Origin of the sequence: Mycobacterium asiaticum DSM 44297 (assembly GCF_000613245.1) — a bacterium.
Classification (GTDB): Bacteria; Actinomycetota; Actinomycetes; order Mycobacteriales; family Mycobacteriaceae; genus Mycobacterium; species Mycobacterium asiaticum.
Genome location: NZ_HG964936.1, coordinates 741,493 through 752,674 on the forward strand (window position 1 = coordinate 741,493; position 11,182 = coordinate 752,674).

Sequence of the window (11,182 nt, forward strand, 5' to 3'; positions counted from 1 at the left end):
ACAGCCATCCGCCACTCCCACCGGCACCGCCGCTGCCGCCCGCCGCGCCCGCGGCGCCGCCACTGCCGCCTGCCCCACCGGCGCCGCCGCTGCCGACTAGCCCAGCGGACCCGCCAGAGCCTCCGGCCAGACCCGACCCGGCCGGTTGGGAGAAGCCATTGCCGCCGTTGCCGTATAGCAGCCCGCCGGCGCCGCCGTTCGGACTGGCCGCCGTCCCGTTGGCGCCGTCACCGATCAGCGGGCGTCCCAACAGTGTCTGGGTGGGGGCGTTGATCGCGCTCAAGATGAGTTGGTCGACGCTCGCGGTTTCGGCCGAGGCATAGGCGCCGGCGGCGTTGGCCACGGCCGCGGCGAACTGCTGGTGAAACGCGGACGCCTGGGCGGCCAGCGACTGATACGTCTGACCGTGTGCACCGAAGATCGCTGTTATCACCGTTGATATTTCGTCGGCGGCCGCAGCCTGCAACTGCGTGGTCGGGGCCAGTGCCGCCGCACTCGCCGCGCTGATCGCTTGCCGGATGCCTGCCAAATCCGTCGCCACTGAGGTGATGGTTTCTGGGGTCGCGAACACAAACGACATGGCAGTCCTCCCGATAGACTGCCGCGCACTGTAACTCCGGACGGGCCGTCGCGTTGGCTGTTTCGCGCAGGTTGTCCGTTTTTAACCCGCGGCCGTAATGGCCGGCAGTTAATCCACGCTGGCGTCACCGATGAGATGAGCCAGCCGCGTGACGAATTCGACGGCCTGGGCCGGACTGTCCAGCGCATACCGGGCAGCGGTGGTTCGGTCACCGTCGTCGTTGTGCCGCACGATGATTGGTATGCCGTCAACGCGCGCCGCGTCGAAGGCGTCCTCGTCGGTGATGTCGTCACCGAGATAGATCGGCGCCGAGTCCGAGTCAGGCAGATGATCCATCACCCAACGCAGCGTCTTGCCCTTGTCCCAGTCAAGATCAGGACGCAACTCGATGACTTCCCGCCCCGTGGTCACCCGCAGCACATCACGCTGCCCAGCGGTGCGCACGGCGGCGGCAACCTCGTCGACCCGATCCCGCCCGGCGTTACGGTAATGCACCGCCACACCAAAACGCTTGTGCTCCACGGTAACTCCGGGAATTGGACCGAGCTTCTCGCGTAACTTTGCCGCGGCCTCCGCGAGCACGGGGATCGCTTTTGCCGCCTCTTCGTTTTGGTGGTGCTCGCCGTCGGGTGCAGTCAGCTCGAATCCGTGGCTGCCGGCATACCAGATGCCGGGCAGACCCACCCGCTTGGACACATCGGCCAGATCCCGTCCGCTGAGCACGGCGACCGGGCATTGCGCCGCCAACCGCCGCAGCGCCTCGACGGCGCCTTCGACGGGTCGCGCTTCGTCGGGGTCGTTGACGATGTCTGAGAGCGTTCCGTCGAAGTCGAAGAAAACCGCGGGCCGCCGGACAGAGAAGTCGTTGACCGCCTGCAGTGCGTCCGGAAGCTCGGACATCCGCAGGTCGCCGGTGCGCACGGTGACCTGATCGAGGTCGGCGACCTCGAAATCACCGCCGGTGGCCCGAACGCCGATCACCAAGGCGAACCCCGCGTCGCGAGCCGCCGCGACACCGGATTGATCGGCCGCGACGACCGCGCACCGGCCCGGCCGCACGGCCAGTGCCTCGGCCGTCTCAATCAGGGAGTCGCCGGCGCGGGAAAAGATGCCGGTGCCGACGCCCGCAATCCGCAGTTGTTGCACCAGCGCGTCAGTAGTCGGCAAGGCCGCGTCGAAGAGCACCGCGTCAAGGCGGCGGGGGTCGATCATCACCGACATGGCCCCACCTTCTCACGCGAGTGGGCGCCGGCCGTCACTGGCGCGACATGAACCGGCGGTGCCGCGTCAGGCCCTCGTCGGTGCTGGCGACGGAATAGCAGATTGCGGTCGAGACAACCGTGGGCACCAGCAGCGACAGCACGAAGACGAGACCTACGAATCCGCGGTTGGGTGTGGTCAGCCAGCCGACCGGAAGGCGCGCCACGCTGACGGCGAGCCAGGACGCGGCGACCGTGAGGAACAGGGTTCCCACGGTCGCTACCTTGATTGACCGCAACGCCAATTCCGTTGGCTCGGGCGTCTTCAGCGACCGGCTAAGGGTCCGGGTGCGGATGTACACCAACACGAAATCAAGCAGGATGGCCGCCGCGCAGAACGTTGCGATCGATCCGGTGAGCCAGAGCGCGGGCGGGTGGCCAAGCATGGAATGCAGGTAGTCGATACTGGTTTCGCTCATGATCAGCGTCGTGGTCATCGCGGCGCCGAAGGTCAGCCAGCCGCCTAATTCTCCCAGGAAGCAGTAGGCGCTGATGTCGGACGGGTCCTCCTTGGGCGTCTTGTTCACCGCGTGGCTGGCTAGCATCCAGCCCAGCCCGCCGAACAGTCCGGTGGTGCCGGCCGCGAGCATTCCGGTCGCCAAATTTCCCTGGGTCCAGGCGATTGCGCAGATGCTTTGGCGGTCCCCGGTGTCGGAGGGGTGAGTGCCGGAGATCAGGCTGAACAGGTAACTGTCCAGCATCAGGATCAGGACCGCCGAAGCGAACAGCGCCAGGGTGTGCGCCCCTTCTCGGCTGCTGCGGTCGAACACCAACGCGATGGCGGTGATCAGGAATCCGCCCAGCACCCCGGCTAATTGAGAGGTCGACGACGCCGCTGCGATCCCGCTCCATTGATCGGACGTGCAGAAGGCATCGGGATTCATCGAGGCCGCAATCCCGTCGAGATCCGCAAAGTCATGGGCCAGAACAATAGCGCGGATTGCGGCCGCGCTATGTCGGCTCCCTAGGGCGCGCCCGGGTCAGTGACGCACGCGCGCAGGTGGCGCGGACGGCCGCCACCGCGCCGCTCCGGAAGGCAGCGCGCGCGACGAACGCTTGCGCCGCCGGTCGAACAACAGCACCGAGTCGTCGCTCAGCGCGACCAGCTGCGCTATGCCCAGTTCGATGCCGTCGGCCAGGTGCGCCATCTCGGTCGCCCCGTCGTAGCCGGCGGTGATCCCAAAGACCAGTTCGTCTCCGTAGCTGAAGACCGCGACCCCGGTGCTGACGTTCGGTGCGGTCGGTGGGATGGGCAGCAGCCGCTCCATCCGTTGGCCCAGCAGATGCAACCGTCGCCGCGGCCCGGCGGCTGTGGTGGCCAGCGTCACCAGGCCTGCCGAAGATGGTCTGGTCAGGGCGTGTGTGCCTTGGCGCACAACGCAATGGGTGAGTTCACAGTAGGCCGCTGGTGAGGGCGGTCCGTCATGCTGTACACGGCCCGAAGCTGTTGAACGGGCTGCTCATGTTCGACGGGGAGGTACGGTAACGCCGGTCCGAGGGCGCGGAGCGAATCAGCGCGCGGTTGTTCACCGCGCCGCATCAGCAGCGTGCGGAAGCCCTCGGTGACCGCGGCAAGCGCGACATCGTTGGGCTGCACCCCGAACTTGCGAGATATCTCCTCGACGACGGCGCGCGGCACCCGCACGGTGCGGTAGTGCCGCCGAGTGGTGTCGGCACCGGTCGGCGACATCCAGGTAATGGGTAGCAGCGCTGCCCGCGCCGCCGCCTTCACCAGCGTCGCGGGTAGCTGCCAGAGAGCGTTTGTCCAGTCGGTCGATGGCTGCGAAACCTGTTTCAGCGAGCCATAGTTCGCCAATGTGCTGTTCGCAGCATCATCGCAGAGTCGCAGGAGAAGGTGGGTCGGCGACACCGCCAGGCTGTGGTGGACCTTGATCAGGATCGCCCAGCGGTCGTCGCGGAGGCCTTCGATGACCCAGCATTCCCATAACGGGCCGTCGAGGTCGAGGGGACGTTCCAGGGCGTGGGTGATGGCTGGGAAGAGTTCGCCCTCATCGCCAGGCGAGGGTAGCGCAATCCTGTGCACGTGCCGCCCCGCATTCGAATTCAACCGGAACCCCGGTTGAATCCGTTCTGTCAGCAAGTCTTTGATCAGCTCGCTGTCCGGCGCGCCGCCCTCGACGATGGCAACGGCGGCCATCGCCATGTTTGGGTGCTGATCCGGTGTCGAGCCGCCGAAGAGTCCTGCTTCGGATGCCGTCTGATGCGCCATGCCCACCCCCGATGTGGTTTTCTTGACTTGTACCAGTATCCGGATGGTGCCCGCACGGCGGTAGCCTCGTCAGGTTAAGAACGTGTGTTCCAGTTAAAGATGTGTTTAACAGCGGCGATGCGGTGGAGCGGTGGCTCCAATTTGTTACAAGCCCGTTTGAAAGCCGTTGGCGAATTCGCCTTCTTCGGTTGTGACCGATTTCATTTGTCGAACAGATGTTCGATATAGTGGAACGATGGGCTGGCACAACGGACCGCCCAGCTGGTCCGAGATGGAACGGGTGCTGGACGGCAAGCCGCGTCACGCCGGCGCTCCCGTTGCGGTGCGGCCGGCCGATGATGCCCCGCTGTCGTCCAAGCGGGGGACGTACACCGCAAAACCGGAAGGGCGGCGAGCCAAGTCGTCGGTCGCGTATGCCGAACTGCATGCGCATTCGGCGTACAGCTTTCTCGACGGGGCCAGCACGCCGGAGGAGCTGGTCGAGGAGGCCGCCCGGCTGGACCTGCGCGCGCTTGCGCTGACCGACCACAACGGCTTGTACGGGGCGGTGCGGTTCGCCGAGGCCGCCGCCGAACTCGACGTGCGGACGGTTTTCGGCGCCGAGCTGTCGTTGGGAGCCTCGTCGGTATCGGAAGCCCGCACCGAGCAGCCGGACCCGCCCGGGCCCCATCTGTTGGTGCTGGCCCGCGGGCCCGAAGGGTATCGGCGGCTGTCCCGCCAACTGGCCGCGGCGCATCTGGCCGGTGGTGAGAAGGGCAAGCTGCGCTATGACATCGATGCGCTGACCGAGGCGGCCGGTGGGCACTGGCACATTTTGACCGGTTGCCGTAAAGGTACTGTGCGCCAAGCTCTTTCCGACGGCGGGCCGGAGGCGGCGAGGCGGGCTTTGGCCGAGCTGGTGGACCGGTTCAGTGCCGAACGGGTCAGCATCGAATTGACCCATCACGGACAGCCGCTCGATGACGAACGCAACGCGCTGTTGGCCGGGTTGGCGGCACACTTCGGCGTCGGGGTCGTCGCCACCACGGGAGCGCACTTCGCCCATCCGTCCCGCCGCCGGTTGGCCATGGCGATGGGCGCGATCCGGGCCCGGCAGTCCCTGGATGCGGCGGCCGGCTGGCTGGCGCCGCTGGGCGGCTCGCATCTGCGGTCGGGTGAGGAGATGGCCCGGCTGTTCGCGCAGCACCCCGCGGCGGTGACCGCGGCCGCCGAACTCGGGGAACAGTGCGCGTTCGGTCTGGCGCTGATCGCACCGCAACTGCCGCCGTTCGACGTGCCCGACGGGCACACCGAGGACAGCTGGCTGCGCTCGTTGACCATGGTGGGCGCTGCCGACCGCTACGGGCCACCCGACGCCGCGCCGCGCGCCTACGCCCAGATCGAGCATGAGCTGAAAATCATTGCGCAACTGCAGTTTCCGGGTTATTTCCTGGTGGTCGACGATATCACCCGGTTCTGCCGGGAGAACGACATTCTGTGCCAGGGTCGGGGGTCGGCGGCCAATTCCGCGGTCTGTTATGCCCTCGGTGTCACCGCTGTCGACCCGGTGGCCAACGATCTGCTGTTCGAACGGTTTCTGTCGCCCGCCCGCGACGGGCCACCCGACATCGACATCGACATCGAGTCGGATCAGCGGGAAAAGGTGATCCAGTACGTCTACGACAAATACGGCCGCGACTACGCGGCCCAGGTGGCCAACGTCATCACCTACCGGCCGCGCAGCGCGGTGCGCGACATGGCCCGCGCCCTGGGTTTCTCGCAGGGGCAGCAGGACGCTTGGAGTAAGCAGATCAGCCACTGGTCGGGGCAGCCGGACGATATCGAAGGCATCCCCAAGCAGGTGGTCGACCTGGCCAACCAGATCCGCAACCTGCCCCGGCACATGGGAATCCATTCCGGTGGCATGGTGATCTGCGACCGGCCGATCGCCGACGTGTGCCCGGTGGAATGGGCGCGGATGGAGAACCGCAGCGTCCTGCAGTGGGACAAAGACGACTGCGCGGCAATCGGTTTGGTGAAGTTCGATCTGCTCGGGCTGGGCATGCTCTCGGCCCTGCATTACGCCAGGGACCTGGTGGCCGAGCACAAGGGCATCGAGGTGGACCTGGCCCGGCTCGACCTTTCCGAACCGGCGGTGTACGAGATGCTTTCGCGTGCCGACTCGGTGGGGGTGTTCCAGGTGGAGTCGCGGGCGCAGATGGCCACATTGCCCCGACTGCGGCCCCGGATCTTCTATGACCTGGTGGTGGAAGTGGCGCTGATCCGTCCCGGCCCCATCCAGGGCAATTCGGTGCACCCGTACATCAAGCGGCGCAACGGTATCGAGCCGGTGGTCTACGACCACCCAGCCATGGAATCGGCCCTGCGCAAGACGCTGGGGGTGCCGCTTTTCCAAGAGCAACTGATGCAGCTCGCGGTCGACTGCGCCGGGTTCTCGGCCGCCGAGGCCGACCAGTTGCGGCGCGCCATGGGCTCCAAACGCTCGACCGAACGGATGCGACGGTTGCGTGGCCGGTTCTATGACGGCATGCGCACCCTGCACGGCGCCGATGACGAGGTGATCGACCGGATCTACGAGAAGCTGGAGGCGTTCGCCAATTTCGGTTTTCCGGAAAGTCACGCGCTGTCCTTTGCGTCGCTGGTGTTCTACTCGTCGTGGTTCAAGCTGCATCATCCGGCGGCGTTCTGCGCGGCGTTGCTGCGCGCCCAGCCGATGGGTTTCTATTCACCGCAGTCGCTGGTGGCCGATGCGCGGCGGCACGGGGTGTTGGTGCACGGCCCGTGCGTCAACGCCAGCCTGGCGCACGCGACGCTGGAGAATGCCGGCATGGAGGTCCGCCTCGGGCTGGGCGCGGTCCGCCATATCGGCGACGACCTCGCCGAGAAGCTGGCCGACGAACGAAAGGCCCACGGCCCGTTTGCTTCTCTGCTGGACTTGACGTCACGGCTACAACTCTCCGTGCCGCAGACCGAGGCATTGGCGACGGCCGGGGCGCTGGGTTGTTTCGGGATGTCCCGACGCGAAGCGCTGTGGGCGGCCGGCGCCGCGGTCACTCAGCGGCCGGACCGGCTGCCGGGGGTGGGCTCGTCGTCGCACATCCCGGAGTTGCCCGGGATGAGTGAGCTCGAGCTGGCTGCCGCCGACGTGTGGGCCACCGGTGTCTCGCCGGACAGTTACCCGACCCAGTTCCTGCGCGCGGACCTGGACGCGATGGGGGTGGTGCCCGCCGCCGCGTTGGGATCGGTGCCCGATGGGGACCGGGTGCTGATCGCCGGTGCGGTGACCCACCGTCAACGGCCCGGCACCGCGCAGGGGGTGACGTTCGTCAACCTCGAAGACGAGACCGGGATGGTCAACGTGCTCTGCACGCCCGGGGTTTGGGCGCGGCATCGTAGACTGGCGCACACCGCGCCGGCGTTGCTGATTCGCGGCCAGGTCCAAAACGCAAGCGGGGCAATCACTGTCGTGGCCGAGCGGATGGGCCGCATCAGCCTGGCGGTGGGTTCGAAGTCGCGCGACTTCCGGTGATCGCGGGCAGAGCGAAAGCACCAATTTCGCGCCCGAATTGGCTGCTTTTGCGTCTGCTCGCGGTGTGCCGCACAGTATGGGGGTCACTCGCAGAAGGAGGCACGGTGTCGAAGGTCTGGTTCCTCACGGGAGCGTCTCGCGGCTTTGGTCTCGAGATCGCACGCAAGATCCTCAGCCAGGGGGACCGCGTGGTCGCCACCGCGCGGCGCGCGGATCGGATTCCAGCACAATTCCCTGACGCCGGGGACGCCCTACTCGCCGTCGACCTGGATGTCACCGACGCCGACCAGGCGACGGCCGCGGTCCAGGCCGCCGTCGACAAATTCGGGCGGATCGACGTGCTGGTGAACAACGCGGGTCGGGGACTGCTCGGAGCCGTCGAGGAATCGTCGGATGCTTCGGTCCGTGCCGTCTACGAAGTCAATGTGTTCGGCACCCTGACCATGCAACGCGCGGTGCTACCGGTGATGCGTCGTCAACGCTCGGGCCACATCATCAACATCAGTTCGGTCGGTGGGCTGCAGGGCGGACCCGGCTTCGGGGTGTACTGCTCGACCAAGTTCGCGATGGAAGGGTTCAGCGAGGCGCTCGCGCAGGAGGTCAAGCCGCTCGGCATCTGGGTGACCATCATCGAACCCGGCTATTTCCGCACCGACTTCCTCGATGCGACGAGCCTCGGTACCGAAGAGACCATCATCGAGGACTACGCCGCCACCGCCGGCGCGGTGCGCGCACGCGCCGCCGACATCAACCACAGTCAGCCGGGTGACCCGGTCAAGGCTGCCGCGGCCATTGTCGACATCGCCTCGGCATCCGAGCCGCCGCTACACCTGCTGCTGGGCACGGACTGCGTCGCGGCCGTCGAGAGCAAGATCAAACAGCTGCAGACCGACATCGACAATTGGCGCAGCGTGTCGGTGTCCACCGACCTCGACTAGCCGGCTAACGAGCGGAGGGCGTTAAGCGGTGGGTGTGGTCCATACCTTCGTCGGGGTGATCCGCAGCCGCGTGCTGTAGTTGCTCATCGCGTCGGTCAAGCCGAATTGCTCGGCGTCTTCTTGGTATTTCGCCCAGTACGATTCGTCGTCTCGGCAGTCGACACCGGTGGCGTCCACCGCCGCCGTGCCCCCGATCACGATGATGCCGCCACCGTTGCCGTCCGAATCCAGATTCACGCTCACCCGCGGGCGTGCCTGGATGTGGGCGACCTTGGCGGCGTGGGGTTCGGTGTAGACCGTGAGCGTGGTGCCGTCGAAGTAGAACCAGATCAACCGCGGCACCGGCTGCCCGGACTTGGCGACAGTGGTCAGCCAGCCGTAGTGGTCGACTGTGAGCCTGCTGGAAACCTCTTGCGTCAGTTCGATGCTCATGGCGCCAACGGTAGCCTGCAGCCATGACACTCAACCTGACCGTCGACGAAGTCCTGACCACCACCCGCTCGGTCCGCAAGCGTCTTGACTTCGACAAACCGGTGCCGCGCGAAGTGCTCATGGAATGCCTCGAGCTGGCGCTGCAGGCGCCCACCGGCTCCAATTCGCAAGGCTGGCAATGGGTTTTCGTCGAGGATCCGGAAAAGAAAAAGGCGATTGGGGACGTCTACCTGGCCAATGCCAGCGGCTACCTGAGCTCACCGGCGCCCGAATACGGCGAAGGCGACACCCGCGGCGAACGAATGGGGAAGGTGCGCGATTCGGCTTCGTACCTGGCCGAGCACATGCACGAGGCGCCGGTCCTGCTGATCCCGTGCATCCTTGGCCGGGAGGAGAAGTCGCCGTTGGGCGGGGTGTCGTTCTGGGCGTCGCTGTTCCCGGCGGTGTGGAGCTTCTGCTTGGCGCTGCGCTCGCGCGGGTTGGGGTCGTGCTGGACAACTTTGCACCTGCTCGGTGACGGCGAGCGCAAGGTGGCCGACGTGCTCGGGATCCCCTACGACGAGTACAGCCAGGGTGGGCTGTTCCCGATCGCCTACACCAAGGGCACCGACTTCCGGCCGGCCAAGCGGCTGCCGGCCGAAAAGCTGACGCACTGGAACGGTTGGTGACCACCCGCTTTGTCCCCCAATCGGAGGACAAGCAATTCATCCCAGCTATCACCTGTCGGTGGACACCGCTACCACGCGAAGTCGGGCAATCTAAGGACACAAGGTTTTACCGAAGAACAAAGTCACCGAAGGAGATTTATTGATCTGCCCGTGACAACAGACTGCGGCATGTTTCTCCCCTGCCCCCCTGAACATGCCCTGTAGAAAGCAGGCTCGTGTACGCACGAGCCTGCTTCTGCGTTAAAGGGCGCCCAAATAACCCTGTTGCCGCCAAGCCTCGTAAACCGCGACCGCCGCGGCGTTCGACAAATTCAGGGATCGTCGGCCGGCCAGCATCGGAATGCGCACCTGGCCGGTGATGTGAGGGTCGGTGAGCGTCACCTCGTCCAGTCCCGTTGGCTCGGGCCCGAACATCAGCACGTCGCCGGGCCGGTAGGCGACGTCGGCGAACCGCGTCGTGGCCTGAGCGGTGAAGGCGAACACCCGCGCCGAACCCAACACCGCCCACGCATCGTCAAGCGACGTATGCACGGTGACCGAAGCCAGGTCGTGGTAGTCCAGACCGGCGCGTCGAAGCTTGGGCTCGGACAGGTCGAAGCCGAGCGGTTCGACCAGATGCAGTTCGCAGCCGGTGGCGGCCGCAGTGCGGATGGCATTGCCGGTGTTGGGGGCGATGCGCGGTGAGTAGAACAGCATCCTGAACACAACAGGCATCCTGCCGGTACGCCGCGGGCACGAAGCGCGGCGGTTGGGACCGGGGACAATGGTCGTCATGGTCGAGCAGAGCCTGTGGATGCGGAAGGTCGCGGCCGATCCCGGACATTCGCACTGGTATATCGAACGATTCCGCTCGATGGCGCGCGCCGGCGACGACCTGGCCGGTGAGGCGCGCCTGGTCGACGCGGTGGCGCCCCGGCACGCCCGCATCCTCGACGCCGGCTGCGGCCCCGGCCGGCTGGGCGGCTATCTGGCCGCGGCCGGTCACGACGTCGTGGGCGTCGACGTGGACCCGGTACTGATCGAGGCGGCCGAACAGGACCACCCGCAGGGGCACTGGCTCGTCGGCGACCTCGCCGAACTCGACCTGCCCGCCCGCGGGATTGCCGAACCGTTCGACGTGATCGTTTCCGCCGGCAACGTCATGACGTTCCTGGCGCCGAGCACCCGCGTGCAGGTGCTGAGCCGGCTGCGGGCCCATCTTGCCGCCGACGGCCGGGCGGTGATCGGCTTCGGCGCCAACCGAGGTTACGGGTTCGATGCATTCCTCGGCCATGCGGCGGAGGCCGGTTTCACCCCGGATCTGTTGCTGTCGACCTGGGATTTGCGGCCGTTCACCGCAGACTCGAATTTCCTCGTCGCAATCCTGCGACCGTCGTAGGCATGAGCGGTAAGGCGAAGTTTGCCGGGGCGAACTGCCGGTGCGCAGGCCCGCGCGCCCGGACCTTATCTACTCAGTAACAATTATGGAGACCTCGGCTGGGTGGTGACATACTCGTCGGATTGCCAGGCAATTGCGTTCGCGGCCATCTGCCGGGGCGGGCGAAAT

The 11,182-nt window shown here is 66.5% G+C and carries 11 protein-coding genes; 4 read left to right on the forward strand and 7 right to left on the reverse strand.

Annotated features, from left to right (window positions below; all coding sequences use genetic code 11):
• The 5 genes from BN972_RS30120 to BN972_RS03610 form a co-directional block, all read right to left on the reverse strand.
• Nucleotides 1-580: PE family protein (locus BN972_RS30120; RefSeq protein WP_148305385.1), on the reverse strand; the 580-nt coding region annotated here is incomplete at its 3' end.
• Nucleotides 581-688: 108 nt separating this feature from the next.
• Nucleotides 689-1,801 (reverse strand): trehalose-phosphatase, encoded by a 1,113-nt coding sequence (gene otsB, locus BN972_RS03600; RefSeq protein ID WP_036352981.1) that lies wholly within the window; start codon nt 1,799-1,801, stop codon nt 689-691.
• Nucleotides 1,802-1,835: 34 nt separating this feature from the next.
• Nucleotides 1,836-2,723: a hypothetical protein gene (locus BN972_RS03605; protein WP_036352984.1), complete on the reverse strand. Its 888-nt coding sequence runs from the start codon at nt 2,721-2,723 to the stop codon at nt 1,836-1,838.
• 96 nt (nt 2,724-2,819) lie between these two features.
• Nucleotides 2,820-3,167: a WS/DGAT domain-containing protein gene (locus BN972_RS30920; RefSeq protein WP_390176177.1), complete on the reverse strand. Its 348-nt coding sequence runs from the start codon at nt 3,165-3,167 to the stop codon at nt 2,820-2,822.
• Nucleotides 3,168-3,190: 23 nt separating this feature from the next.
• Nucleotides 3,191-4,069 (reverse strand): wax ester/triacylglycerol synthase domain-containing protein, encoded by an 879-nt coding sequence (locus tag BN972_RS03610; RefSeq protein ID WP_315968776.1) that lies wholly within the window; start codon nt 4,067-4,069, stop codon nt 3,191-3,193.
• Nucleotides 4,070-4,304: 235 nt separating this feature from the next.
• Here BN972_RS03610 and BN972_RS03615 point away from each other — a divergent pair, with 235 nt between their 5' ends.
• Nucleotides 4,305-7,598, forward strand: coding sequence for an error-prone DNA polymerase (locus tag BN972_RS03615; RefSeq protein ID WP_036352987.1), 3,294 nt, complete (start codon nt 4,305-4,307; stop codon nt 7,596-7,598).
• Between the two features lie 104 nt (nt 7,599-7,702).
• On the forward strand, nt 7,703-8,536 hold the full coding sequence (locus BN972_RS03620; protein ID WP_036352990.1) for an oxidoreductase: 834 nt from the start codon (nt 7,703-7,705) through the stop codon (nt 8,534-8,536).
• Nucleotides 8,537-8,557: 21 nt separating this feature from the next.
• Here the strand turns inward: BN972_RS03620 and BN972_RS03625 are convergent, their stop codons facing one another.
• Nucleotides 8,558-8,968 carry a TIGR03667 family PPOX class F420-dependent oxidoreductase gene (locus BN972_RS03625; protein ID WP_036352992.1) on the reverse strand — a complete coding sequence of 137 codons (411 nt, stop codon included), beginning with the start codon at nt 8,966-8,968 and terminating at the stop codon, nt 8,558-8,560.
• Between the two features lie 23 nt (nt 8,969-8,991).
• Between BN972_RS03625 and BN972_RS03630 the strand changes: the two genes are divergently transcribed.
• Nucleotides 8,992-9,636 (forward strand): nitroreductase family protein, encoded by a 645-nt coding sequence (locus BN972_RS03630; RefSeq protein ID WP_036352995.1) that lies wholly within the window; start codon nt 8,992-8,994, stop codon nt 9,634-9,636.
• A 240-nt stretch (nt 9,637-9,876) separates the two neighbouring features.
• Here the strand turns inward: BN972_RS03630 and BN972_RS03635 are convergent, their stop codons facing one another.
• A complete protein-coding gene (locus BN972_RS03635; RefSeq protein WP_036352998.1) occupies nt 9,877-10,341 on the reverse strand; it encodes a tRNA (cytidine(34)-2'-O)-methyltransferase in 465 nt (154 codons plus the stop codon).
• Nucleotides 10,342-10,408: 67 nt separating this feature from the next.
• On the opposite strand from BN972_RS03635, the gene BN972_RS03640 reads away from it, so the two are divergent.
• Nucleotides 10,409-11,014, forward strand: coding sequence for a class I SAM-dependent methyltransferase (locus tag BN972_RS03640; RefSeq protein ID WP_036353001.1), 606 nt, complete (start codon nt 10,409-10,411; stop codon nt 11,012-11,014).
• The last annotated feature ends 168 nt before the right edge of the window (nt 11,015-11,182 follow it).

Excerpts from the sequence above, each read along its gene's own strand:
- otsB (WP_036352981.1), bottom strand. The coding sequence starts at position 1,801 with ATGTCGGTGATGATCGACCCCCGCCGCCTTGACGCGGTGCTCTTCGAC.
- BN972_RS03630 (WP_036352995.1), top strand. The coding sequence starts at position 8,992 with ATGACACTCAACCTGACCGTCGACGAAGTCCTGACCACCACCCGCTCG.
- BN972_RS03605 (WP_036352984.1), bottom strand. The coding sequence starts at position 2,723 with ATGAATCCCGATGCCTTCTGCACGTCCGATCAATGGAGCGGGATCGCA.
- BN972_RS03610 (WP_315968776.1), bottom strand. The coding sequence starts at position 4,069 with ATGGCGCATCAGACGGCATCCGAAGCAGGACTCTTCGGCGGCTCGACA.
- BN972_RS03615 (WP_036352987.1), top strand. The coding sequence starts at position 4,305 with ATGGGCTGGCACAACGGACCGCCCAGCTGGTCCGAGATGGAACGGGTG.
- BN972_RS03640 (WP_036353001.1), top strand. The coding sequence starts at position 10,409 with ATGGTCGAGCAGAGCCTGTGGATGCGGAAGGTCGCGGCCGATCCCGGA.
- BN972_RS03625 (WP_036352992.1), bottom strand. The coding sequence starts at position 8,968 with ATGAGCATCGAACTGACGCAAGAGGTTTCCAGCAGGCTCACAGTCGAC.